This is a genomic window from Undibacterium sp. FW305-107, assembly GCF_058788535.1.
In genome coordinates, this window is record NZ_JBYTAV010000003.1 from 237,245 (window position 1) to 260,567 (window position 23,323).

The 23,323-nt window shown below is 48.2% G+C and carries 24 protein-coding genes; 13 read left to right on the forward strand and 11 right to left on the reverse strand.

Annotated features, from left to right (window positions below; all coding sequences use genetic code 11):
- The first annotated feature begins 82 nt into the window (after window positions 1–82).
- From AC3WQT_RS08115 to AC3WQT_RS08130, 4 genes are all read left to right on the forward strand, one after another.
- A complete protein-coding gene (locus AC3WQT_RS08115; RefSeq protein ID WP_492703380.1) occupies window positions 83–469 on the forward strand; it encodes a DUF4398 domain-containing protein in 387 nt (128 codons plus the stop codon).
- Between the two features lie 70 nt (window positions 470–539).
- The gene (locus tag AC3WQT_RS08120; protein ID WP_492703381.1) at window positions 540–1,472 is read left to right on the forward strand and encodes an OmpA family protein; all 933 of its coding nucleotides are present in this window, start codon (window positions 540–542) and stop codon (window positions 1,470–1,472) included.
- A 30-nt stretch (window positions 1,473–1,502) separates the two neighbouring features.
- Window positions 1,503–2,084 (forward strand): BON domain-containing protein, encoded by a 582-nt coding sequence (locus tag AC3WQT_RS08125; RefSeq protein WP_492703382.1) that lies wholly within the window; start codon window positions 1,503–1,505, stop codon window positions 2,082–2,084.
- Window positions 2,085–2,174: 90 nt separating this feature from the next.
- The gene (locus AC3WQT_RS08130; RefSeq protein ID WP_492703383.1) at window positions 2,175–2,366 is read left to right on the forward strand and encodes a hypothetical protein; all 192 of its coding nucleotides are present in this window, start codon (window positions 2,175–2,177) and stop codon (window positions 2,364–2,366) included.
- A 144-nt stretch (window positions 2,367–2,510) separates the two neighbouring features.
- Here AC3WQT_RS08130 and cls read toward each other — a convergent pair whose 3' ends face one another.
- The 7 genes from cls to AC3WQT_RS08165 all read right to left on the reverse strand — a co-directional run bounded on the left by cls (window position 2,511) and on the right by AC3WQT_RS08165 (window position 6,748).
- A complete protein-coding gene (gene cls, locus AC3WQT_RS08135) occupies window positions 2,511–3,929 on the reverse strand; it encodes a cardiolipin synthase (RefSeq protein ID WP_492703384.1) in 1,419 nt (472 codons plus the stop codon).
- 20 nt (window positions 3,930–3,949) lie between these two features.
- Window positions 3,950–5,005 carry an NAD(P)-dependent alcohol dehydrogenase gene (locus AC3WQT_RS08140; RefSeq protein WP_492703385.1) on the reverse strand — a complete coding sequence of 352 codons (1,056 nt, stop codon included), beginning with the start codon at window positions 5,003–5,005 and terminating at the stop codon, window positions 3,950–3,952.
- A gap of 55 nt (window positions 5,006–5,060) precedes the next feature.
- Window positions 5,061–5,387, reverse strand: coding sequence for a hypothetical protein (locus tag AC3WQT_RS08145; RefSeq protein WP_492703386.1), 327 nt, complete (start codon window positions 5,385–5,387; stop codon window positions 5,061–5,063).
- A gap of 64 nt (window positions 5,388–5,451) precedes the next feature.
- The gene (locus AC3WQT_RS08150) at window positions 5,452–5,604 is read right to left on the reverse strand and encodes a DUF3309 family protein (RefSeq protein ID WP_492703387.1); all 153 of its coding nucleotides are present in this window, start codon (window positions 5,602–5,604) and stop codon (window positions 5,452–5,454) included.
- An 89-nt stretch (window positions 5,605–5,693) separates the two neighbouring features.
- Complete coding sequence (locus AC3WQT_RS08155) at window positions 5,694–5,990, reverse strand: sll1863 family stress response protein (protein WP_492703388.1); 297 nt, start codon at window positions 5,988–5,990, stop codon at window positions 5,694–5,696.
- Window positions 5,991–6,029: 39 nt separating this feature from the next.
- Window positions 6,030–6,503, reverse strand: a complete 474-nt coding sequence (locus tag AC3WQT_RS08160) for a hypothetical protein (RefSeq protein ID WP_492703389.1) — start codon at window positions 6,501–6,503, stop codon at window positions 6,030–6,032.
- 50 nt (window positions 6,504–6,553) lie between these two features.
- Window positions 6,554–6,748, reverse strand: coding sequence for a CsbD family protein (locus AC3WQT_RS08165; RefSeq protein ID WP_492703390.1), 195 nt, complete (start codon window positions 6,746–6,748; stop codon window positions 6,554–6,556).
- 324 nt (window positions 6,749–7,072) lie between these two features.
- Between AC3WQT_RS08165 and AC3WQT_RS08170 the strand changes: the two genes are divergently transcribed.
- Both AC3WQT_RS08170 and AC3WQT_RS08175 read left to right on the forward strand, forming a co-directional pair.
- On the forward strand, window positions 7,073–7,615 hold the full coding sequence (locus tag AC3WQT_RS08170; RefSeq protein ID WP_492703391.1) for a hypothetical protein: 543 nt from the start codon (window positions 7,073–7,075) through the stop codon (window positions 7,613–7,615).
- Window positions 7,616–7,714: 99 nt separating this feature from the next.
- Complete coding sequence (locus tag AC3WQT_RS08175) at window positions 7,715–8,026, forward strand: BON domain-containing protein (RefSeq protein ID WP_492703392.1); 312 nt, start codon at window positions 7,715–7,717, stop codon at window positions 8,024–8,026.
- 531 nt (window positions 8,027–8,557) lie between these two features.
- Here the strand turns inward: AC3WQT_RS08175 and AC3WQT_RS08180 are convergent.
- The 3 genes from AC3WQT_RS08180 to AC3WQT_RS08190 all read right to left on the reverse strand — a co-directional run bounded on the left by AC3WQT_RS08180 (window position 8,558) and on the right by AC3WQT_RS08190 (window position 12,270).
- Complete coding sequence (locus AC3WQT_RS08180; protein ID WP_492703393.1) at window positions 8,558–9,595, reverse strand: OmpA family protein; 1,038 nt, start codon at window positions 9,593–9,595, stop codon at window positions 8,558–8,560.
- A 479-nt stretch (window positions 9,596–10,074) separates the two neighbouring features.
- Window positions 10,075–11,304, reverse strand: coding sequence for a Yip1 family protein (locus AC3WQT_RS08185; protein WP_492703394.1), 1,230 nt, complete (start codon window positions 11,302–11,304; stop codon window positions 10,075–10,077).
- A gap of 174 nt (window positions 11,305–11,478) precedes the next feature.
- Entirely contained in the window at window positions 11,479–12,270 is a 792-nt protein-coding gene (locus AC3WQT_RS08190; protein WP_492703395.1) for a DNA/RNA non-specific endonuclease, read from the reverse strand.
- Window positions 12,271–12,514: 244 nt separating this feature from the next.
- On the opposite strand from AC3WQT_RS08190, the gene AC3WQT_RS08195 reads away from it, so the two are divergent.
- Window positions 12,515–13,435 (forward strand): GNAT family N-acetyltransferase, encoded by a 921-nt coding sequence (locus tag AC3WQT_RS08195; RefSeq protein ID WP_492703396.1) that lies wholly within the window; start codon window positions 12,515–12,517, stop codon window positions 13,433–13,435.
- 17 nt (window positions 13,436–13,452) lie between these two features.
- Here the strand turns inward: AC3WQT_RS08195 and rtcR are convergent, their stop codons facing one another.
- Window positions 13,453–15,063, reverse strand: coding sequence for an RNA repair transcriptional activator RtcR (rtcR, locus tag AC3WQT_RS08200; RefSeq protein WP_492703397.1), 1,611 nt, complete (start codon window positions 15,061–15,063; stop codon window positions 13,453–13,455).
- A gap of 520 nt (window positions 15,064–15,583) precedes the next feature.
- On the opposite strand from rtcR, the gene AC3WQT_RS08205 reads away from it, so the two are divergent.
- The 6 genes from AC3WQT_RS08205 to AC3WQT_RS08230 all read left to right on the forward strand — a co-directional run bounded on the left by AC3WQT_RS08205 (window position 15,584) and on the right by AC3WQT_RS08230 (window position 23,322).
- Complete coding sequence (locus AC3WQT_RS08205) at window positions 15,584–17,149, forward strand: vWA domain-containing protein (protein ID WP_492703398.1); 1,566 nt, start codon at window positions 15,584–15,586, stop codon at window positions 17,147–17,149.
- A 677-nt stretch (window positions 17,150–17,826) separates the two neighbouring features.
- On the forward strand, window positions 17,827–18,201 hold the full coding sequence (locus AC3WQT_RS08210) for a zinc-ribbon domain containing protein (RefSeq protein ID WP_492703399.1): 375 nt from the start codon (window positions 17,827–17,829) through the stop codon (window positions 18,199–18,201).
- Between the two features lie 366 nt (window positions 18,202–18,567).
- Complete coding sequence (locus AC3WQT_RS08215; protein WP_492703400.1) at window positions 18,568–19,803, forward strand: RtcB family protein; 1,236 nt, start codon at window positions 18,568–18,570, stop codon at window positions 19,801–19,803.
- A 65-nt stretch (window positions 19,804–19,868) separates the two neighbouring features.
- Complete coding sequence (rtcA, locus tag AC3WQT_RS08220) at window positions 19,869–20,900, forward strand: RNA 3'-terminal phosphate cyclase (RefSeq protein ID WP_492703401.1); 1,032 nt, start codon at window positions 19,869–19,871, stop codon at window positions 20,898–20,900.
- Window positions 20,901–20,913: 13 nt separating this feature from the next.
- On the forward strand, window positions 20,914–21,366 hold the full coding sequence (locus AC3WQT_RS08225; RefSeq protein ID WP_492703402.1) for a DIP1984 family protein: 453 nt from the start codon (window positions 20,914–20,916) through the stop codon (window positions 21,364–21,366).
- Window positions 21,367–22,113: 747 nt separating this feature from the next.
- Window positions 22,114–23,322 carry an RtcB family protein gene (locus tag AC3WQT_RS08230; protein ID WP_492703403.1) on the forward strand — a complete coding sequence of 403 codons (1,209 nt, stop codon included), beginning with the start codon at window positions 22,114–22,116 and terminating at the stop codon, window positions 23,320–23,322.
- Window position 23,323: the final 1 nt, after the last annotated feature.

Sequence of the window (23,323 nt, forward strand, 5' to 3'; positions counted from 1 at the left end):
ACTCTTGTCGTGAGCGGTATAAAGACTGCGAAGATCACAATAAATGTGGCTTGCGAGAGTACTTATCTACCGGAGAAAAAAAATGAACAAAAACTTGAAAAGTGGTCTGTTGACCGTATGCAGCGTGAGCTTGGTAATGATGATGGGTTGCGCCAGCAGCATGAAAACACCGGCGACGGCAGAAGTGGCTGTTTCTAAAGAAGCTGTCGACAACGCTGCAGTTGCTGGCGGCAGTGAATTTGCTCCGGCAGAAATGAGTTCTGCGCGTCAAAAATTGGCATTGGCAAACAAGGCCATGCAAGACAAAGACTATAAGCTGGCCAATGACCTGGCAACCCAGGCTCAAGCTGACGCCAAACTGGCACAAGCCAAAGCGAATTCTGCCAAGGCAGAGAAAGCTGCTAATGCATTGCAAGATGATATCCGCGTTTTGCGTGAAGAATTGCAGCGGGCAAATAACAAGCAATAAAAATAAGCAATAAAAACATTGTCAGCAACTCTGATACAGAGCTTGCAATTAAATTTTTTAAGGAAAAATCATGAATAAGAACATATTTGCACCAATGGTCCTGATGACAGCAATGCTGCTTTCAGCTTGCAGCACAGCACCAAAAACTACCAGCCTGCTGGACCAGACCCGTATGGATTACCAGGCTGCACAAAATAATCCAAATGTGCAGACTCTGGCACCTTTGGAAATGCGCCAGGCTGACGTGGCAATGAACGATGCCAATAAGGCAGCCAAAGATAATGAGAGTTCAGAAAAAATTGACCGTCTGGCTTACATAGCCAAGCAAAAAATAGGCGTGGCACAAGAGTTAGCCAAGCAGAAACAGGCAGAAGCCAGTGTTGCCGATGCCGCAAAAGCGCGTGACCAGATCCGTTTGGAACAACGCACCAATGAAGCTGATAAAGCAAAAATGCAAGCCGACCAGGCCAAGGCGCAAGCTGACCAAGCCAGACTTGCAGCACAAATAGCGCAAGGTGAAGCCAGTGAAGCCCAGCGCAAGGCGCAGGAAGAACAGGCAAAGGCATTGGAGATGCAAAACCGCAATGCCGCATTGGAGTCACAACTGGCTGACTTGCAAGCCAAGACCACCGTACGCGGCATCATCATTACCCTGGGTGACGTCTTGTTTGGTGTGGATCAGGCCAAACTGAATCCTGATGGCATGCGTACCGTGCAGAAACTGGCAATTGTCTTGCAAAACAATATGCAAAGAACAGTACTGGTTGAGGGGCATACCGACAATACCGGTACACAAGCACATAACCAGGATTTGTCAGAGCGTCGCGCCAACGCCGTGCGCAGTGCCCTGGTCTTGATGGGGGTGTCACGCGATCGTATTGAAACCAAGGGTTATGGCGAAGCATTTCCTGTTGTAGAAAACAATACAGCACAAAACCGTCAGTTTAACCGTCGTGTGGAAATCATTTTGTCTGATGTCAACGGCAAGATATTGCCACGCTAATTGCCAGAGTTTGAAAAGAAAGGAACGATGATGAGTTACTTACTACATACAAAATGCACTAAATATATCTTGCCCCTGGTATCTGCTTCTCTGCTGGTACTGGCGGGTTGCAATAAAGCGCCAGATGGCACCGCATCAAATGCCTCCACTACTATTGGTGTGGCAATTGATGATTCTGTCATCACCACCAAAGTCAAAACTGCATTGATGTCTGACGATATCATCAAAGGCACGGACGTAAAAATTGAAACCCGCAAGGGCGAAGTTTTGTTGAGTGGCTTTGCCGACAATCAGGCACAAATTGACCATAGTGCCGCCGTAGCGATGGCTATAGAGGGCGTCAAGAAAGTCGATAATAAGCTCGTGCTGAAAGAAGGCAAACAGACAGTGGGTAACAAGATCGATGATAGTGTCATCACTGCCGGCATCAAAACAGCCATGCTGCAAGACACGCAAATGAAAAGCATGGATGTAGCTGTAGTCACCCGCAAAGGCGAAGTCCAACTGAGTGGTTTTGTCGATAGCGAGTCGCAGGCAACGCACGCAATTGAGGTTGCCAAGAGCGTTTCGGGTGTGCAGAGCGTTATCAATAATCTGAAAGTAAAAAACTGATCGGATATTTACCAGATATTTGCAGTTCAACACTTCCCCTCATCTTTCAATGATGTGGGGAAGTTTTACCAATTAATGTGGGGTAATGTGATGATCAATGATAAAAACGAGAAGCTAGTGCCTGTTAAGCCTGAACCAGAAGAAAAGAAAAAAGTTATTAAAAAGAAAGAGGACGATCTGGACGAGGCTCTGGACGAAAGTTTTCCAGCCAGTGACCCGGTGGCTATCTCAATTACACCGCAGAAAGTGGCAGATATACCCGTGTCTGACAAGAAGAAATAATTGTTATTGCCGACGGCAGGCGAGCTGGAACCTGCATATTTGTTGTATGGTGGTGAGCAGCGATATTAGTCCTGGTACTTATTGTTACGGTGACTCCAGTATGCACAATGAAACAAAAACATGTCCGTCCCTATCATGACCATATCAGAGCCAGTATTCAAGCCGCCTGGCCAGCCATTCCTTCAGCTTATTCATGTGCGGACGTTGTTGCCAGATTTCCAACGTGATCTCTGTAGACAGGCGTAAATCTTCTTTAAACGCATTTTCCATCGCTACCGCAAACTCAGTGTCAATGACGACGACATTGACTTCTTTATTATGCAAAAAACTGCGGGTGTCGATATTGGTTGATCCTACAGTTGACCACACCTGGTCGATGACAGCGGTTTTTGCATGCAACACAGAAATATTCAATTGATAGACTTTGATTCCGCCAGCCAGCATCTCATCATAAAAAGATTGACCTGCATGAAACACCAGGCCGCTGTCCGTCACGCCAGGCATGATGATTTTCACGTCCACGCCACGTTTGGCCGCTGCAATCAGCGCTTTTAATATCTGTGCATCAGGTACAAAATAAGCGGACGTTATATGGATACTGTCCCTGGCCTCCTGTATCGCCAGTAAATACGCTTTATAAATGGCAGGGTTACTTTCTGGCTCACTGGCAAGCACACGAACCATTTTATTGCCCTGGTTTTTTAATGCCGGGAAATATAATTTATCAGCTGGCGGCTTGTCGCCGGCATTCAGCCAGGTTTCCAGGAATACCCATTGCAATGCGGCGACGGCTGGCCCGGTGATCTGTATATGGGTGTCACGCCAGCCAACCTTGTCAGGATTTTTTGATTTCGAGCGGAATAGCGAGCTATTCGCATAACTGGCGCTGATATTGACACCGCCTGTGAAGGCAATTTCACCGTCGACGATCAGGATTTTCCTGTGGTCACGCCGGTTTGGTGACCATGGACCCTGCAGTTTGGTAGGATTGACCGGATTGAACGCCAGCAAATGTATGCCAACTGCCTTCATATTATCGAAAAAGCTTTGAGGCGTGCCTATGGTGCCGACACTGTCGTAGATGATATTGACCTCTACCCCAGCCTGTTGTTTTTCTATAAGCAGTCTGGCAAATTCCAAACCCAGTTCATCTTGGTCAAAGATATAGGTTTCCAGGTGTATATGGTCTTTTGCCTGCCTGATGGCCGTCATCATTGCATTCATGGTTTGTGGGCCATCGAATAGCAAAGTGACCTGGTTACCGGCAATCAGCGGGCTACCGGTAACGGCTTCTTCCAGCGCTGCCAAGGCTTGCATATTGGCTAGGCCGACACTGGAATTTTTCCATCGCTGCCGCATCAGGGCCTGAGCTTTCGAGGTACTGAGCTCACCCTTGGCGTTACTGATGGTAGGTTTGGCTGATGCAGTTTTTTGTGGCTGGTCAAGGGCCGGCTCCAGGTAATTAATTTCTGGCAGTGAACTGCAGGCATTGAGCATGATGAGGATGGCTATGCCCACAGAACTCATCAATAAATGAGGTGGTAGTCTATGGTGAACAGCCATGTCTGGTCCTTTTTGTAGAGTCAGGTTGTAATAGCGACTTTCAATACGCCATCGCGCTGATTGGCAAACAAGTCATAGGCTTGTTCTATATCATCAAGTTTAAAGCGGTGCGTCACCATAGCATCAAGCTTTACTCGCCCTGATTTGACCACATTCATCAGGCGTCGCATACGCTCCTTGCCGCCCGGACATAAGGTCGTAATGATTTTGTGATCCCCCAGACCTGCAGCAAAGGCATCCAGAGGCAGGCTTAACTTGCCTGAATACACACCCAGGCTGGACAATCTTCCGCCAGGTTTTAAAGCACGTAAACAACTCTCGAAAGTCATTTGTGTACCCAGAGCTTCAATCGCCACATCCACACCACGACCATGGGTCAGGCGCATGATTTCTGTCAATGGGTCAGTTTTGGTATAGTCGATAGTGATATCTGCCCCCAGCGTCCTGGCCATGTCAAGACGACTGGTCACCCCATCCACTGCAATGATCAGGCTGGCTCCGCGCAATTTGGCACCGGCAGTCGCACACAGGCCTATGGGCCCCTGGGCAAAGATGACGACAGTGTCACCTATCTTGATATCACCACTTTCAGCACCACCAAACCCTGTGCTCATGATGTCAGGGCACATCAGCACCTGCTCATCTGTAAGCCCATCGGGTATTACTTCCAGATTACTCATGGCATACGGTACCAGCAGGTATTCTGCCTGGCAGCCATCGATAGTATTGCCAAAGCGCCAGCCGCCTGCGGGTTTTCCGCCACATTGCGAATGCTGTCCATCCAGACATGAATAGCATTGCCCACACGGTGATATGGCACCAACGACGACACGCTCACCCAGCTCATATCCAGTCACGCCTGCACCCAATGCAGCGATCACACCTACCGGTTCATGCCCTATGGTCAAGCCAGGTTTAACGGGATATTCACCTTTCAGAATGTGGATGTCAGTGCCGCAGATAGTCGTCGTGGTGATCCTGATGAGTGCCTCACCCGGTCCGGGAACAGGGATGGGTTTTTCTTCTATCGCGATCTTGCCAGGGCGCAGATAAACTGCGGCTTTCATAGTGGGCATTGCTTTTCCTTATCAGAGCGCATTTCCTCATTCAGAGGCGAGATGAGTCCGTGTATCAACGTGGACGGATGCCCGATTTTCTATAAGCGTCAGCCATATCCTGTTGCATGGTCGCTTTGGCTTCACGCAGGCAAGCACTTTGCTGGCTGCGTTCTACCCGTTTGCATTCAATCACTGACAACTGATACACAGCTTCTGCTTCTTTTTTCAGGGTTTTGAAATAAGCCATGGGCGTCATTTCTTCCTGATACCAACGCTCAGGATCACCGCGTTGGGCGATCGCTGCTGGATCAACATCAGCAGCCAGTACCGGGCTCAGCATTGCGCCGCTGATCAACGCAAAAAGAATGCCGGTCATAAATTGTTGTTTTGTCGTTTTCATGATAACTCCTTGAAAGTGAGAATTGAGAAATTAAGAAACTACATGCATTACAAATGCATGGACATTACAAACGGCCCGTCAGCAATAATATAACGAGAATAACCACGATCAGGCCAGTAACGCCACTGGGACCATAACCCCAGGAACGGCTGTGCGGCCAGCTTGGAAATACACCAATCAAGGCCAGGATAAGTATGACGAGTAGTATGGTGATCATTTTGTAGCCTATAGAGTTGGTGAAATTGGGTTAAGGTTCAATTTTTTGTTGATTGGTTTTTGACTCAGCCCATATGTTGCATTCAGGATTTACTTATCCTGGAGTTGGGCTTTAAAATAATGGCAAGAATTGACAAAAGCGTCGCGTACCTTTTCGGTTGTGGCGATCATGTTTTCCCAATTACTTTCACTGGCAGATTTGATCTCGTCCAGCTTTTCACGTACTTGTTGCGCCTGTGTATGCAGTTTTTGCATTTCTTTCGCATATTGCTCATGCAGTACTTCTTTTGAGACAGCAATTCTTTCTTCCATCTCAGTCATGCTGAGATTTATTTCATTCAACTGCGCCTTGATACTCGCTATATAAGCTTCGCGTTTGGCCGTCATGATGTTTCTCCTTTGGGGGTAATAATTTTCCGGCCTGACTCAGATATTGGCGTATTCCCCATGTTGATCTTTCCACGCTTCCAGCCTTTGCTGATCATCGGCTCTGGCTATCGGGCAAAAGCTGGCATTGGATTCCAGATCAGTTTCCAGTTGTTCAAATTTTTGACTGGAAATGCCCCAGCCCAGCAAAGAACCAACGACACCCCCAAGAACTATGCCCATAGCTGCCCCTGTCAGTGCAGCCATCATAGGCTCGGTAACCAGTAAATCGAAACCAGGAACAAAAAACGGAGAAATCATGACAGCAAGTGCTGCATTGATCATGCCCAGTACGCAGCCGACTGCCATACCTATACTTGCACCAGTGCTGATACTGGAACTGAATTGAAAATGCTCCATGGTTTGCCTTTTGAAGTCGCTATGTCGTGAATAAAGATGTACGGGCAGAGTGTGGGGGGACTGCGTTCCTGTGCGGTTCATGTTCAGTGATTGGGTGTCATTGATAGTAATCATGATGTCTGGTTCCCTGGTAAAAGCTGGCTCACACGGGGTGAGCCCTGTTCTTAAGGCTTGGTGATTTCTTTCACGGTTTTTTCTATGGCTTCACGGGCATCACCCATGGTCTGCTCCACCTTGCCGACGACCTGTTTTTGCAGGCCTTTGATTTCCTGATCCTTGCTGCCTATGATTTTCCCCGTGCTTTCTTGCACTTTACCGGCGATGTTTTTAGCGACGCCTTTGATTTGGTCTTTGTTCATGATTTTTCCTTTAGTGTTTAGTAGCAAGCACATTTGCTTGATTTAACTAGATATGAAGAGCAATCTGATTCAGATAAGAATCTGCCACACAACAAATTTATGCTCTTCCCTGCCTTGTCTCTGTGCGCTGGCACACTCTGCAAGAGAAATTTCAAAAAAACGCCTGCTTATGCTGTGTTAATGAAATATATATTGAGCAATGTTCGATACCGCACAGATGAGTAGTGGAGCTGACATCAGAATCGGGCATCGGACTTTTCCGACGCTGCAATTGTTGATGGCAGATGATTGATTTGCCTGATATTCACACCTAAGGGGAAAAATATGAATAGAAAATTAGCCATGATGCTGGTTTGTACAGCTACACTGAGCAGTGCAGTTTGGGCTGCTGCAGATGAAAAATCAGTTGCTTATACCGCTGCAAAAGAAGCTGCAAGCACTGAGTTCAAACTGGCTAAAAGTAAATGCGACGCGATTACAGGCAATCCAAAAGATGTATGCCTGGCCGAAGCTAAGGCTGCCCGTGTGCATACTGAAGCAAATGCCAAGGCAGAATACAAAAATACCGTGGCAGCACGCACCGCTGCCAGAAAAGATATCGCCGATGCTGACTACGATGTAGAGAAAGCCAAATGTGGCAGCATGACTGGCAATGATAAGGATGTCTGTATCAAGCAGGCAAAATCTAATAAAGTCGCTGCCGTATCAAATGCCAAGGCAGATAAAAAAGTGGTCGATGCCCGCGTTGATGCGAATGACGATAAGGTCAATGCAGAATACAAAGTGGCGATAGAAAAATGCGATGCCTTGTCCGGTCAGGGTAAAGATAACTGTGTCTCCGCTGCAAAATCGAAATTCGGTAAATAAATTTACTTCAGCGCAAAGTCGTAGTCGATATATCTAAGTATCAGGTGGCTTTGTGTTTAGTTGATATACGTAATTCCAATTAATTCTTGAAAGAAAAAAATGAAAATCGCTCAACGCATGATGACTATGGTATTCGTCGGTTCCATGATGGTAATCACTGGCTGCGCCTCAACTTCGACCAAAGAAGGCACTGGTGAATACATTGATGACTCCGTCATCACGACTAAGGTCAAGGCAGAAATTTTTAATGAACCTACACTCAAATCAGCAGAAATCAATGTTGAAACTTTCAAAGGCACCGTGCAACTCAGTGGCTTTGTGAGTTCAAATGCCAATATTGAAAAAGCAGTTGCAGTTGCGCGCAGTGTCAAAGGTGTACGCTCTGTGAAAAATGATATGCGTGTTAAATAAGATTTACTTCGCATGAAGAAACGCTGTCAGATGACAGCGTTTTTTTCGCCCAAAGAATGCTGGCCACTTAGCCTGGCCAGCATTCTTTCCACGCAGTCTCGCCTGCTCTGCTTGATAAATAAAACCTGTCCGGCTGATCATACAGATAGCTCAATATGCGGATGAGTAATCCGATTCTTGCTACTTGCCAGACACAGAAAGTACCAGCGAGCTTGCAGTTGCAACGTATCCCTATCTTCTGTAGCAGCGGCTTTAGCCACGAATGGCTGCGGAAACTGACACAACTGGTAAGGCAAAGCATTCGCGGCTAGAGCCACTCCTACGAAATTATCGAAGCTTGCCTGAGCGCTTTTTCGAATCCCGTGTTGATAATTCCAGCGCATCAACCCGCGCTTGGGCAGAGTTTCCTTGCAGGTACATGCACACTGCCATTTCTTTGCTTTGTAAAGCAAAGGCAATGCTCATTTTAAGAACTCGACTACAGATAAAAAAACGGGAGCCCAAGCTCCCGTTTTCCTCATGCAGCATTGATTATTTTACGCGTTTTTCAACTGTAAATTGTTCAATCTCTACACGGCGGTTAGGTTCCAGGCAAGCGATCAGGTCAGCGCGTTTTTTGTTGTTGCAAACAACAACTGGATTGCTTTCGCCTTTACCTACGGCATTCAGCCTCTGTCCATCGACACCCTTATCGTTCAGATAGGTTTTGACGGAATTGGCACGCCTCTCAGACAATTTCAGATTGTATTGATCTGAACCGATGCGATCTGCATAGCCAGTGATCACTACCTGATTGATTTGTGGATTGGCATTCAACGCTGCAGCGATGTCATCAAGTTTTGGTTGCGGGATGCTCAGCAATGAACTATTGAAAGCAAACAACTCGGTCGCCGACAGTGTTATTTTTTGATAGACCGGTGGCGGTGGTGCAACTGGCTCAGGTGGTGGCGGTGGTGCTTGCACGACTACCGGTTCTGGAGGTGGCGGAGGTGTGTAGCTGGCAGTTTTAACTGCTGCCTTCGGCTTGTCGAATGCATAGTTCAGACCAAATGACAGGTGGGAATTGCTGGCCTGGCTGAATCCAAAGTCATTGTTATGCAGATAGCCATGCACTTTACGCCATTCTACTTGCGCAGACCATTGATCACTCAGGGTAAACTGCGCGCCCAGGCCACCGCTGACTGCAGGGGCTGTGCTGTCGCCAGCTTTCAGACCGCCATTGCTTCTGTCACGGTTTGCTGCAATGCCTAATACCAGGTAGGGACGAAATGCTTCACGGGAAAACAGATACAGCACATCAACGCCAAGGGCATTTTGCTGATAGCGTTTGCCATTGTCTGTGGCGCGCGTGTAATTGGTATTGATTTGTGCATCCCAGTTTTGCGCCAGTGGTTTACCCAGACGCAGGCCGACGCCATAACCACGGTTGCCCGCGCCAAAGGTTTCATCTGTTTCTGCCGCATGGACGCTGCCACCAATGTACCAGGACGGATTGTAATCTTCTGCCATTGCGCTGCCTGCGCAAAACAGCAATGCCAGTGCAGAGGGAAGTGCTTTTAATTTGCTCATGGATATTCTTTCTAAGTATGTAAATGCAAGGAAAATGTTGTGCTAATCCGGAATGTCACGAAAACGTATTTTTCCCGTTTGGGGAATGAGTTTTACGTAATTTAATCCTGACCGACAGACTAAAGCCCCGACGATATTCCATCGGTGCGCTGCCGCACAATGTGGTTTTTTTGCATTAAGAAGGGACTTTTTGCGCTCAGCTTGCAGATGCAATTGGAAAAAAGGATAGGGCGTCGAAGAAAGTTTTTTTCGCTCCGTATCGTGAATTCTTCATGTAGCAGCACCTATTTTCCGCACGGAAAATCTTCGATTGGCTACAGCGCAACTGGCCGTGGGTAGGGATAGGGTAGGAGAATGCAGGCTGTGGGAAATTGATAGCCGATGCTATTGCTGCCGACTATCATTTCATATGGCCGGTACAGATCAGTACGCAGACCGTGTTGCCAGTGACTAATATTTATTTTTGCTGCCTTACTGTCTTATTGTTTTACACCTTCATTTTTCATCGCTTCCAGTTTGTCGTAACCGATAGCCGCTGAAGCAGTTTTGATGGTCGCCATATCGACGTTGTCACCATGGGCTTCTACCAGGAAACGGCCGCCAACCAGCAGGCTGTATTCGCCGGACGGGCCATCTTTCTGGAATCTTTCATGAGTGGGGCGGCCATTCACTTTGCCCATCTTTTCATAGCCAGTGTCCGTTTCTTTATCCTGCTCCATCATACCCCAGGCGAACATGGCGCCAAACATCTTGCTGCCACCGGTATCGGTGATTGTCATCCTGATCTGATGATTGTTTTCATCGCCATAGCGGGCTTCTGCCTTGGCAATCTTGAACTCACCCATGGCAGATTTTTCACCTTCGAGGCTATTGCGTTTCAAATTGCCTATGGCTTCAGGGAACAAGGCTTTTAACTTGTCTTTGTCCACAACTTCTGCCTGGCTGCCACCACCCAGCGCTACACCCAGTGCTTCGGTTGCAGCCTTCATTTCAGCCTGTGGGTCACCAGATTTTTTAGCTTCCTCCATCTTCTTATTGGCTTCTTCCATTTTCTGGCCCATCTTTTCCAGCTCGCCCAAGGCACCGCTGGTTGCGGGAGTGCTGCTTGAGGTATGCATGCTGCCCGCGCCGTACATCGCGCTGCCGCCAATAGCACCGATTACCATGCTAAACACCACCATCAGCACTATGGAGCAGATGACAGAGACTGCCGTATAGGCCGTAGCCTTTTCTTCGGGAGCTTTCATCAGTACCGGCAAGCCCAGGTACAGTATATAAATGCCATACAAGCCGGCAAGGAGGCTGAGCACGCTTAATGATGGCAGCAAGGATAAAATGCCTGCCAGCCATGATGGTGTAAAAGAATAGACGGCGAGCTTCAATGCCTGTGCCGGATTTTTTTCTGCGCCAAATTGTGGAGCCAAAGCATCGATAATCAATGAGATCAGGTAAACCCCGATAAAGGCAAAAACAAAGCTCAATACCATCGCTGTAATACCGGTAACGATAGGGAGCCGTATATTACCCAGCATAGGCACACCAAAACCAATAATGCTCATGCCAATAAAACTGGCTACTGCAGGGATGGCAGCGAGTGGTGCTACATAATTTTTAAACAGATCAGCCGTGCTGGTGGTTTCTGCGGCAATAACGGGCCATTCGCTTTTTGGCGTCAGTGTAATATTTTTCGCGCGTTCAACGAGATTCATGGGTTTTTCCTTTAATAAAGGGTAAGGTCGGTATCTGCGACCAAAAACAGGAAAACTGAAGAAAACAGGCTACTTAGCTTTTGACTAACTGACAAAGTTTATTACAGTTTTTTGCAAGTTGGACAAAATTAAGCGCTTTTCTGCAGTTTTCCACACATGAAATCTCATGTCTTGCTAGGTGTCATCATTTTCTATCATGGGCAGGAACTGTATCCCCGTTTTATTGACCAATTCCTTATAGCTTATGGGTTTGCTGGCATGTGCCTGGTCTGTGTTTTCTACCCAGTGCGCCCAGGCACGCCCACTGGCGGGGTCATATACCAGCTTGAACAGGTATTTGGGCACCCAAATCTTATTGTTTCCAATCGTCGCCGGGCGGGAATCGTAAACCGGGCCGGTAATAACATAAACATCGCCCGATGCCCGCAACACATACTGGCGCGTGGCTTTTTCTATGGCGGCCCAGGTTTTGCGGTTATTGGCCGGTGCCTGCGGCACCATATTCGCCAGTGAAAAGCTTTGCGCCATCGCCGTACTGTCTGCCATATCGGCAGCCGGGGCCATATGGCCACGGTCATAGCCTGAACCTTTGTAGTCATCCAGCTCAGCCCTCTCCGTACGGGGCAACCTGGCATCAGCATAGAACTGATCACTGCGCTCATTCTCTCTCGCCTTGTAAATAATCTGGCGATTCAGCCGTTCAGCGACATAGATGGGCGTGTGGCTTTTACCCGAGTGCAGTACAGCAAACGCCGAGAAACAAAGGGCGCGCGGGCGCATGTCAGTGGATGTACGTATGGCCGGGATCTGTCCTTTGGCAAAGAACTGGCGACATCCGGCAAATTCCCCCGTGCTTTGCGTTGGAAAATTGAGAAAAGAGACATCAAAAAAAGAAAGATCAACAAAAGAGAGATTGATGACAGCAAAAACGAGCAGGGGACTGAGTTTGGCGAGTTTTTTTAGCATGAATATGAAAGCAGATACCGGGTAGAGGCAAGCCTGATGTGAGTCAAATCCATTTATTGAGCAGAATGCGAAAGGGCTGGATTCTATATGATTTTTCTCGGGGTATCTTGCTGGTAAGTAAATACCTGTATTGTCAGATGGAGATGGCCTGTAACAAATGGAGACTACTTTGACAATAAAATACTTGCCTATTTGACCTGATTGACAGACCATGCGGCAAATTAAAAAATGAATATTGCTCTAGATGTTTTCCACTGTAATTCTGACTGCCGCCAGAAATAAATTGCTCAAGCTGGAAACGCGCTGGGTATTGCCAGGCTTGTTTCTGCTTGAAGCCTTGCTGTATTGCCTCGATGAGTTCACGGGGCCGCATAGTTTTTATGCGCCGTTTTATATCTTCCCTGTTGCCTTTAGCGCGGCCTTGCTTTCCCGGCGCATGACATTTTTCTTTGTCATGCTCTCCAGCCTGGCCAGGGCGCAGGTATTCAGTCAATTTTTCCAGGCGGGTAGTCTGGTGCTGCTGGCATTTGATATTGCACAAAGCATGTTGTTGTATGGCGCAATTGCAGTATTGGTGATGATGGTCAAAAGCATGCATCAACGCTTGCTCAGATATGCCGAATATTTGCGTGCCAATATCAGGCAGATGCGCCAGCAAAGGCGCAACAGAGCCAGCATACGCAGGGCTTTGCCAGATGATGCCGATAGCATAGTGAAGCTGGCCGTGAATGGCGCGCAAAACGGTGATTTGTCGGAAGACATCTCAAATGCGGTTTTGCAGCGTACGTTGGCTACCGCTTTCAGACAGGGCATAGTCGAGGGCCAGACAGTCAGGCATACCTGGGCTGGCGGCCAGCAAAAGGTGCCTGTGGAATTTTGGGTTTCCATTATCAATGGCCGCATGGCCGGGTTTTTCATGCTGTATGGTGTCGATAATCAGCAAGGCTCAGAGCGTGAATTGCATGCCATGGTGGTGGCAGATGAATACCGTGGCCTGGGCATAGGTGCAGCAATGACTGATTTCTTTTGCATGCATTTTAAAAACCGCCGTCTGTTTGCTGCCTGCAAGACCAGTTCAACAATGATAAAAATGCTGAGTCGCAGAGGATTCAACCAGTTTTGTACTGCAGAAAACGGCTATGTCATCATAGAGCGGCATAACTGACGGACAGTTATTGCAGGCTATTTGTTGCTTAAGGTATCCCAGCTCAAGCCAAACTTATTGAGATATTTCTTAAGCCGGTCTGCATCATTGGGATTGGCTTTATTGTTGCGTGAAGCTGCAAATAATTTCCGGCCTGCTTCCGACATGTTTTTAGAACGCAGACAAACTGCCAGCACTGCCTGCAATTGCACCGCATCGAATAGATCCAGTTGGGCGAGCTGTTCTGCATCCAGATAGTCATGCAAATCCAGCTCAGTTGTTTCTCTGCTGTCTTCATGCGCATGTGACCACAGGCGTTGCAGGCGCTTGATTTCTTCACTTGCATTCTGATCATTGATGCGTCCGGCATCGGCCAGTGTCGCCATACGTGTGACAGATGCTGATAAATCACGGAAATTACCTGCCCACACCGCCTGGGCGGAGATGGCAAACTCCATATAGCTGTCTTTCGCTTCTTTATTGAAACGCACCATCTGCCCGTTCTCGGCACTGTATTGCGATAGCAGATAATCGATATTCGGGGCAATGTCTTCGACCCGACCACTCAGGCCAGGCAATTCATACGACCACAGATTGATACGGGCATACAAGTCTTCACGGAAACGGCCTGCTGCTACTTCCTTGCCCAGGTCACGGTTGGTGCCCGCAACCAGCTGGAAATCGCTTTGCACTTCATGATCGCCGCCAACCGGGAAAAAGCGTTTTTCTTCCACCGCCTTGAGTAGCATGGCTTGTTCGTCCAGGCCCAGTTCACCAATTTCATCGAGAAACAGCAATCCCTTGTGTGCTGTCCTCAGCAAACCAGGGCGGTCAGACATGGCACCAGTGAACGAACCTTTGATATGGCCAAACAGGGTGGAACCCGCGCCATCACCGCGCAGGGTGGCGCAGTTGACTTCGACAAACTTGCCTTCCAGTCTGTGCCTGGCTTTTTTCAGTTCAAAGATACGTCGCGCCAGGAAAGACTTGCCCGCACCAGTCGGGCCCATCAACAGAATCGCTGCCTTGGACTTGATGGCGACACGCTCTATCTCATCGATCATGGTATTAAAGCGCGCATTGCGGGTGGCAATGCCAGACTTCAAAAAAGCCACACCTTCTTCCTGCTCACGACTAAAGCGTTGGGCGATCTGATCATAGCGTGACAGATCCAGATCGATGATAGTCATCTCACCTGAATTTGCTTTGGTCTGACGGCGTGGCGGCGATGTTTGCAAGAGCTTGCCTGGCAGGTAATTGGCCTCTGTCATCAGGAACAGGCAAATCTGTGCCACGTGGGTGCCGGTGGTGATATGCACCCAGTATTCTTCTTTGTCGGTATCGAAGGGATAAGACTTGGCAAAGTCAAACAGGCAGCCGTACACATCTTCAAAATCCCAGGGATCTTTTATTTCCAGCTGATGTGAACGTAGCTTCGTTTCTGGTGAGGTATCGGCGATATCCTTTTCCAGTTGTGCGAGCAATGGCTCATGCTGGCCGCTGTAGAGCAAATCAATGCGATCAATGACGATATCTTCATGCTGGGTCAGCGCAACAGTGGGGCGCCATTTTTCCCAGCGACCACTGCCACGGCCACTATCGAGTTGCGTGCCTATAAAACCGATGACAACTTTTTTCTTTTTGTGCATTTTGGATAAATATTTATCTATTTGGATAATTATATAGGAAATTTGCTCTGTGGATTGTCCTTGTGGGCTTTCACTTATTTCTTTATTTATCTATTTAAATCAATAACTTAAGAATAAGTTTTGAACTATGGCACAGACCTGGCACGCCCATTGCAATAGATGGAGCGTAGGGCATGCAGGCATGAAGGGAGTGCCACCACCGAAAACGATTGAGTCCTGGGTGGGCTGGATAAAACCAGATGCAGTCTAAGTATTGTCATGAGCAAGGTTGCAGATGCAGGTTGCCGCTCCCCGTAAGGGTGTCAACTGGCGCGCGTTTCCAATCATGGCAGTGGCCAGAAGTAATGCTCTGGTTGTTGCATTGTGCGGGTTCGAATCCCGTCGTGTCCACCAATGAAAAAACAGGACTTGCACAAAATTGTCCCAGCAAGGCGTCAGCGACGACGACAGTACGAATAGTACGGCTAGGAGCTGCAACGCAGCTGGGGCGGTTTTGTGCAAGTCCAAAAAAGGAAATGAAATGGTTAATACACAATTGTTCCAAAGTTTGAAAAACTCACTGACAAACAAATTTTTGCCAGTCACAGATACAACAAATTTTTCTGGCGTAGCAGCCTACAAATTCACTGCCGAACACAAGCTGGCGCAATATGCAGCTACCGGTTGCCTGAACGCGACTTACTACGCCAGTGCAGAAGCACAACTGGCAACAGTGCTGGATTTGACTAAAGAGGTGTCCCCTCTGTTCGTGGCGCAAACGGCGATTTACTGCCGTGAACGTGGCTATATGAAAGACATGCCAGCCTTGCTGGTGGCAGCGCTGACCATGCGCAATGCAGTGGAGTTGCCGCGTACTTTCAAGCGTGTGATGAACAATGGCAAGATGCTGCGTAACTTTGTGCAGATTGTCCGTTCAGGTGCGATAGGTCGTAAGTCTTTGGGCTCTCGTCCTAAAAAATTGGTACAGGCATGGCTGAATACTGCCAGCGAAAAAGAACTGCTGTCAGCAGCGGTGGGTACTACACCATCACTGGCGGATGTTGTGAAGATGGTGCATCCAAAACCAGCCGAGGCATGGCGTGAAGCCTTCTTCGCCTGGTTGATAGGCAAGCCATACAAGGCAGAAGCTTTGCCACCTATAGTGTCAGCGTTTGAAGCATACAAGAAAGACCGCAGCCTGGCTTTGCCGGACGTGCCTTTCCAGATGTTGACAGCGATGGATTTGACGACAGAAGACTGGGCGCAAATCGCCCGTCAGGCTGGCTGGCAGATGTTGCGTATGAACTTGAACACCTTTGGCCGTCACGGCGTGTATGCCTTGCCAGGCATGGTGGAGTTGATCGCAGCTAAATTGAGTAATGCAGAAGCGATTGCCAAGGCCAAGGTATTTCCTTACCAGTTGATGGCAGCTTACAAGGCTGCGAATGAAGAAGTGCCATTGCCTATCAAGAATGCCTTGCAGGATGCGATGGAAATCGCCTTGAGTAATGTGCCAGAAATATTTGGTAAGGTCGTGGTCTGTGCTGACGTGTCCGGTTCCATGTCGTCAGCAGTCACAGGTTACCGTGGCTCTGCAACGACAGCAGTACGTTGCATAGACATCGCTGCCCTGGTAGCAGCTGCCATGTTGCGCAAGAATCCATCGACCCTGGTCTTGCCGTTTGAAAACCAGGTCGTGAAATGTGATTTGAACCAACGTGACAGCGTGATGACCAATGCGCAAAAGCTGGCAGCGATAGGTGGTGGCGGAACCAATTGCAGTGCACCACTGGTGAAATTGAACAAAGAGAAGGCGCAGGCTGACCTGGTGATTTTTGTCTCTGACAATGAATCGTGGATGGATGCAGGTCGTAGCCGTACCACTGCAACCATGGCGGAATGGAATGTGTTCAAGCAACGCAATCCACAAGCCAAACTGGTGTGTATAGACATTGCGCCTTATGGCACGACACAGGCAGCAGAAAGAGACGACATTTTGAATGTAGGTGGGTTTTCTGACGCCGTATTTAAGATCATCGCTGCCTTTGCTGCTGGTCAGCTAAGTGCAGAGCATTGGGTAGGTGAAGTAAAGGCAATTGATATTTAGAGAACCGCTGGCGGGGCAAATGCAGTATGTGTCTCGCCAGTCCAGGTAGCAAAAGTTTTTGAACGCAGCATGAATGTAAATGTGATTACATATGAAAACTGTAAAATCACCTTTAATCTTTGTCATGTCGTGCTTCAAAAACCATGTGAGTGTGGTCTTGAGTTTGAAATGCAGTACGAATGCGCGGGCGATTACATCCCAAAAAAATCGCAAGCAATCCTTGTCGTACAGTATTTCTCAATACCGCAATCAGATGTCGCAATACAGGTTTTGAATATGGCTTGAATGCTGACGTGATTACATTTGAAACGTAATATCACCTTCTATTTTTGTCATGCCGTATTCAATAAATATCATTGTTGCAGTTTTCTTGAATACTCTATGAATGTTCATGTGACTACATTTGCAATGTTCACAGCAATTCTTGTCATGGGGTAGTCAGGGAAATAGATTAGTAAAGATTTTGAATGAGTTAAGAATGCTGGCGTGATTACATTTTGCGAAAATGAGACTTCACTTCAAACTCTTGTCTTGCCTTATTCAATCAGGTTGTACCCGAATGCCATCAGGATTACATCGGTTAAATTGGTTCGACTCCAGTCTGGTCTGCACCGCAAGGACAGATCAGAAAGTCCTGGTAACACTTGTCGGGGTTTTATTATAAAAGTAGAGACGTGATGAAAAGTGGAAAACAAAGAAGATCAGAAATCATGGAAAAGCGGCGTGCCCGCATACCCGTGAAAGAAAGTTTCGATGTTTATGCTTTGCCAGTTCCAGTTGGTGCGATTCCAGCGAATCGCGAGACATTAAGACACAACAATACTTGTGGCCTGTTGCCTTTGTTTTATGTGGACTATGCCTTTAACTGCAGGGATTGTGAGTCAGCACAGATTTGGACAGCGAAGCAGCAAAAGTGGTGGTACGAGATTATGCAGGGAAACATCAATAGCGTCGCTATACGATGCCGTCCTTGTCGCAAGACAGAGCAACACAGAAAGAAACAAGCCAGAGACATCCATTTAAGTGGCCTGGCAACAAAGCACAAACAATAAATTTTCCAGGCGAATGCCAATGAACATGCAACGGTCCTAAGGTGGTGAACAGATACATGAAGATGTATTCTTGGTCTGGTGTAGCCTGGGTACTGACTCTGACAAGAGTTTCCCGGCCGTCGATTTCACATCTCCTTGTCGCCGCAGTATTTAAAAAATGAAAGAGTTTGTGTGGTGAGGCAGTAAGTAAGAGTTTAGGCGAATGCTGGTGAAATTACATCACTTTTAATGAGGCGGTCGCGGGTTCGAAGCCCGTCACGAAATCTCGGTTTCGTGTAGCTCAGTTGGTAGAGCACCTGTGGGTAACCACATACATTTCACCCAATATTGTCGCCACCCTAATTTGAAAAAGAAAAAAGAGAAAATATGAAACACGAAGATTATGATGTAGTGCAGTACAAAGATGGTCGTCCTATCAAAATGTGGACCAAAGGTGTTCCCGTTGAAGAAGAAGCCAAACAACAATTGGCGAATACTTCGCGTATGCCTTTCATCTACAAACATATTGCCGTGATGCCAGACGTGCATCTGGGTAAAGGTTCAACTATCGGTAGCGTGATACCGACTCTGGGTGCGGTGATCCCTGCGGCTGTTGGTGTGGATATCGGTTGTGGGATGATGGCTGCCAAGACTACCCTGTTCGCCCATGATTTGCCAGATAACCTGGGCCCTTTGCGTACAGCGATAGAAAAAGCCATACCGCATGGTATGTCACCTAAGACCCGTAGTTTCAAAGGCCGTGATAAGGGGTCTTGGGAATCGCCACCAAGCGCTGTGGATAATGCCTGGGCAGAATTGAAAGACGGTTTCGATGAAATCTGCTTGAAAACACCACGTTTGAGAAACACCAATAACTATCGTCACCTGGGGACTTTGGGTAGTGGTAACCACTTCGTTGAAGTATGCCTGGATGAAGCCAATGCCGTATGGTTCATGTTGCATTCCGGTTCACGTGGTGTAGGTAATGCGATCGGTAGCCATTTTATTGAACTGGCCAAGCAGGATATGCGCACCCATTTCATTAACTTGCCTGATCAGGATCTGGCTTATTTGCCAGAAGGTACTGAGCATTACAAGGACTACATTCAAGCAGTAGGTTGGGCGCAGAAATTTGCGCGTATGAACCGTGAAGTAATGATGCAGAATTTGATTGCTGCCGTGCGTACCGTGATCAGCAAACCGTTTGAAACCCATGTAGAAGCGGTGAACTGCCATCATAACTATGTACAGAAAGAGCATCACTTCGGTAAGGATGTATTGGTAACCCGTAAAGGTGCAGTATCTGCGCGTGCTGGTGAGTTGGGTATTATCCCAGGTTCCATGGGCGCAAAAAGCTTCATCGTGCGTGGTAAAGGGAATGAAGAAAGCTTCCATAGCTGCAGCCACGGTGCAGGCCGTACCATGAGCCGTACCGCAGCCAAGAAGCTGTACACTGTTGCTGATCAGATCGCCGCAACAGAAGGTGTGGAATGCCGTAAAGATGCCAACGTGATTGATGAAATCCCTATGGCATATAAAGACATCGACGCTGTGATGTTGGCCCAAAGCGCCCTGGTAGATGTGGTGCACGTATTGAAGCAGGTAGTGTGCGTTAAGGGTTGATTTTGCGAGTTCAAGACCTCTGTAATCAGAGGCTTTGAACTTGATTTGAATTGAAAATAAAAATAATGAATAAGAAAATGATAGAGCTGGATGGCTCTTTGGGTGAGGGTGGTGGGCAGATATTGCGTACTTCCTTGAGCCTTTCCATGATTACCGGCCAGCCGTTTCGCATCATCAATATCCGTGCTGGCCGTGCCAAGCCGGGCTTGTTGCGCCAGCACTTGGTTGCGGTGCAATCGGCTGCGGCAGTCAGCGGTGCACAGATGACTGGTGCAGAACTGGGTTCGACCACGCTGGAATTCATTCCATCGGGCATCTATGGCGGTACTTACCAGTTCGCCATAGGCAGCGCCGGTAGTTGTACCCTGGTGTTGCAAACACTGATACCAGCTTTGCTATATGCCGACAAACCATCGACCATCAAGATCACTGGCGGCACCCACAATGACATGGCGCCACCTGCACAGTTTTTGCAAAAGGCTTATGGCCGGGTATTGCAGCAAATGGGCGCAGAAGTCAGTTTTGAATTAAAGCGCTATGGTTTTGTGCCTGCCGGTGGTGGAGAAATCATCGCCCAGGTACAGCCATGCAAGCAGTTGAAAAAAATCGACCTGCTGGAGCGTGGTGAAAGACTCAAAGGCTATGCAGAAAGCTTTGTTGCAGGCGTACCTGTCGACGTCGCCAAACGTGAGCTTGAATGCGTAGGCACGGGTATGGGCTGGGCTGCAGATCAATTGTTGGTGCGCGGCCTCAGCAATGACCAGGGGCCCGGCAATGTGCTGCTGATTACGCTGGAGCATGAGCAGGTCACCGAAGTGTTCTGTGGTTTTGGTGAAAAAGCCGTCAAGGCAGAAAACGTCGCCAGGCGCACAGTGCAGGAATTGCGTGAGTATGTCGCATCTGGTGCGGCCTTGGGCGAGCACTTGGCAGACCAGGTCATGTTGCCATTTGCACTGGCGGGTGGTGGCAGCTTTACTTGCAGTGTTGTATCGCAACATGCCAAAACCAATGCGGATGTGATAGCCAGGTTTTTGCCAGTCAGTACAGAATTCAGGCCACAGGATAAACGCTTCATATACACGATGAAGCACAATTAAAAAGGAGAGCGAGATGAAACTTGCAGAAGCCTTGCTATTACGAGGCGATTTACAGAAAAAACTGGCATCCATGCGTGAACGCATCGTGCGCAATGGTTTGGTACAGGAAGGCAATACGCCACAGGAAGATCCTGAAGCCTTATTGCTGGAAGCCTATGCCGTGACCACGGAGCTGGAAAAGTTGGTGTTGGCGATTAATGCCGCGAACATGGCGAACAAACTGCCAGATGGCCGTAGCCTGACAGCTGCCATTGCCGAACGCGATAGCTTGATACAACGCCATGCCTTGTTGCAGGCGGCCATAGGATCGACGCATAAAGAACCAGATCGCTATAGCGCACGTGAAATAAAATGGGTGTCCGTATTTGATGTGAAAAAATTGCAGAAGCAGTCAGAAGACCTGGCCAAAAATCTGCGTGAATTGAATGCGAAAATTCAGGAAAGTAACTGGCAGGTGGTGTTGTAACTAAGGTTGTAAATGAGCTTGTAAAGTTTTCGGAACATAGAGCGAGCGTGGAACCCCGGCCCGATGACAGGGGGTGGAAAATATACTGGGATCGCTGACCGAGCGCGATGGGCAGCGCCAACAAATAACAACTTAGCCCATCACATCGTACTGTTGAAATTGCATACTGCAAACCTGACTACCACACGCTGGCTATGTTCCAACCCGTTTTAAAGAATCCACTTAGCCATTCGCATTTTTTTACGCAATGACTTTGTGGATTTTTTTGATTAAAATATTTTTTTGTTGACACAGTAATTTAATCTCGTGCAGAATCGAGTCTCTTCGATATGCAGCAATTTAGAAATCCGCCGCAATTCGATTTTTTCCGATTTATTCATTAACACCCTATTCAAGAAAGGAACGGCCATGCCACGGAATACGGCTAACAAGAACAATCAATACTTTTAGCCCCGTGCACGACGCTCGGGGTTAAGGCAAATCGCCAACCCGAGCCGGTCGTTTTTTTGAAAACCCCGGTGAGGAAACTCGTCGGGGTTTTTTACTTTTCAAAACGCTGAGTTTGTTGGAATGCCAGAACTTGCATAGCCGTGTGCCATGCAGGCAGGGACGGTGTTCGCAAAAAAAATGCACAACTCTATTGAAGAAGAAAAGTAGCCAGACAAGCCTCGTGCCAGCAGCACAATTTGCTGTAGTGACGTGAGCAACTCGCTGAAAAAACACCGGCATGACAAGAAGGAAAATTGTATGCCTATAGCTAAGAGTTTGCACAAGGCCAGAGTGCCTGTGCATATATTTACCGACGATGTTGATCACACTGCGATACAGCAGTTGCTCAATATCGCCAGTTTACACATCGTCCATCCCCACGTTGCCGCCATGCCTGACGTGCATGCGGGTGTGGGCGCTACGGTAGGCAGTGTGATACCCACCCGTGCAGCCATCATCCCTGGTGCTGTGGGTGTGGATATAGGTTGTGGCATGAATGCCGTGCGCACGACTTTGACGGCCAGCCAGTTGCCTGACAATCTGGCAAAACTGCGCAGTGCCCTGGAAGCCGAGATACCTGTCGGTTTTCGCCAGCATGCATGGAACAGGATGCGCGGGTCTGCCCTGGTCAGGGTGGGCAAGCCCTTGAATGACAGACTGGACAAGATCGTTGCCAAGCACAAAAGCATCATGCGCATGCTGCCCAAGTTTTACCAGACCTGGATATGCCAGTTGGGTACCCTGGGTGGTGGCAATCATTTCATTGAAGTGTGTATCGATGAAGAGCAGCGCGTCTGGATCATGCTGCATTCCGGTTCACGCGGCGTGGGCAGTGTCATCGGCAAGCATTTTATCTGGGCGGCACGCAAAGAAATGTGGCGGCACCAGATACATTTGCCGGACAAGGACTTGTCTTACTTTACCGAAGGCTCGGAATTGTTTGATGACTATGTCGAAGCGGTGCAGTGGGCGCAGGATTATGCCCTGGCCAACCGCAGTGAAATGATGCGCAGGGCACTCGCTGTGCTGGAAAAAGAAGTGACCAGCTTCAGGCTGGACGGCGAAGCCATTAATTGCCATCACAATTATGTGTCGCAAGAAACGCATAATAATGAAAACCTGTTCATTACCCGCAAGGGGGCGATTTCTGCCCGCATGGGTGAGATGGGAATTATCCCTGGCAGCATGGGGGCGCGTAGTTATATCGTCAGGGGTAAGGGTAATCCTGAATCATTCTGTTCCTGCTCGCATGGGGCGGGGCGCAGGATGAGCCGGGGTGAGGCTAGGGAGACGTTTGATGCTGATGACCTGGCAGCACAGACTCAAGGTATAGAATGTCGCAAGGATAAGGGAGTAGTGGATGAAATTCCGGCTGCCTATAAGGATATCGATGCAGTCATGGCGCATCAGCGTGATCTGGTTGAGATTGTGCATACCTTGCGTCAAGTCGTTTGTGTGAAAGGATAAA

Excerpts from the sequence above, each read along its gene's own strand:
- AC3WQT_RS08195 (WP_492703396.1), top strand. The coding sequence starts at position 12,515 with ATGTTTTCCACTGTAATTCTGACTGCCGCCAGAAATAAATTGCTCAAG.
- AC3WQT_RS08190 (WP_492703395.1), bottom strand. The coding sequence starts at position 12,270 with ATGCTAAAAAAACTCGCCAAACTCAGTCCCCTGCTCGTTTTTGCTGTC.
- AC3WQT_RS08205 (WP_492703398.1), top strand. The coding sequence starts at position 15,584 with ATGGTTAATACACAATTGTTCCAAAGTTTGAAAAACTCACTGACAAAC.
- AC3WQT_RS08175 (WP_492703392.1), top strand. The coding sequence starts at position 7,715 with ATGAAAATCGCTCAACGCATGATGACTATGGTATTCGTCGGTTCCATG.
- AC3WQT_RS08170 (WP_492703391.1), top strand. The coding sequence starts at position 7,073 with ATGAATAGAAAATTAGCCATGATGCTGGTTTGTACAGCTACACTGAGC.
- rtcR (WP_492703397.1), bottom strand. The coding sequence starts at position 15,063 with ATGCACAAAAAGAAAAAAGTTGTCATCGGTTTTATAGGCACGCAACTC.
- AC3WQT_RS08210 (WP_492703399.1), top strand. The coding sequence starts at position 17,827 with ATGAAAAGTGGAAAACAAAGAAGATCAGAAATCATGGAAAAGCGGCGT.
- AC3WQT_RS08145 (WP_492703386.1), bottom strand. The coding sequence starts at position 5,387 with ATGAAAACGACAAAACAACAATTTATGACCGGCATTCTTTTTGCGTTG.
- AC3WQT_RS08230 (WP_492703403.1), top strand. The coding sequence starts at position 22,114 with ATGCCTATAGCTAAGAGTTTGCACAAGGCCAGAGTGCCTGTGCATATA.
- AC3WQT_RS08215 (WP_492703400.1), top strand. The coding sequence starts at position 18,568 with ATGAAACACGAAGATTATGATGTAGTGCAGTACAAAGATGGTCGTCCT.
- AC3WQT_RS08150 (WP_492703387.1), bottom strand. The coding sequence starts at position 5,604 with ATGATCACCATACTACTCGTCATACTTATCCTGGCCTTGATTGGTGTA.
- cls (WP_492703384.1), bottom strand. The coding sequence starts at position 3,929 with ATGGCTGTTCACCATAGACTACCACCTCATTTATTGATGAGTTCTGTG.
- rtcA (WP_492703401.1), top strand. The coding sequence starts at position 19,869 with ATGAATAAGAAAATGATAGAGCTGGATGGCTCTTTGGGTGAGGGTGGT.
- AC3WQT_RS08120 (WP_492703381.1), top strand. The coding sequence starts at position 540 with ATGAATAAGAACATATTTGCACCAATGGTCCTGATGACAGCAATGCTG.
- AC3WQT_RS08125 (WP_492703382.1), top strand. The coding sequence starts at position 1,503 with ATGAGTTACTTACTACATACAAAATGCACTAAATATATCTTGCCCCTG.
- AC3WQT_RS08225 (WP_492703402.1), top strand. The coding sequence starts at position 20,914 with ATGAAACTTGCAGAAGCCTTGCTATTACGAGGCGATTTACAGAAAAAA.
- AC3WQT_RS08140 (WP_492703385.1), bottom strand. The coding sequence starts at position 5,005 with ATGCCCACTATGAAAGCCGCAGTTTATCTGCGCCCTGGCAAGATCGCG.
- AC3WQT_RS08115 (WP_492703380.1), top strand. The coding sequence starts at position 83 with ATGAACAAAAACTTGAAAAGTGGTCTGTTGACCGTATGCAGCGTGAGC.
- AC3WQT_RS08160 (WP_492703389.1), bottom strand. The coding sequence starts at position 6,503 with ATGATTACTATCAATGACACCCAATCACTGAACATGAACCGCACAGGA.
- AC3WQT_RS08130 (WP_492703383.1), top strand. The coding sequence starts at position 2,175 with ATGATCAATGATAAAAACGAGAAGCTAGTGCCTGTTAAGCCTGAACCA.
- AC3WQT_RS08155 (WP_492703388.1), bottom strand. The coding sequence starts at position 5,990 with ATGACGGCCAAACGCGAAGCTTATATAGCGAGTATCAAGGCGCAGTTG.
- AC3WQT_RS08185 (WP_492703394.1), bottom strand. The coding sequence starts at position 11,304 with ATGAATCTCGTTGAACGCGCGAAAAATATTACACTGACGCCAAAAAGC.
- AC3WQT_RS08180 (WP_492703393.1), bottom strand. The coding sequence starts at position 9,595 with ATGAGCAAATTAAAAGCACTTCCCTCTGCACTGGCATTGCTGTTTTGC.
- AC3WQT_RS08165 (WP_492703390.1), bottom strand. The coding sequence starts at position 6,748 with ATGAACAAAGACCAAATCAAAGGCGTCGCTAAAAACATCGCCGGTAAA.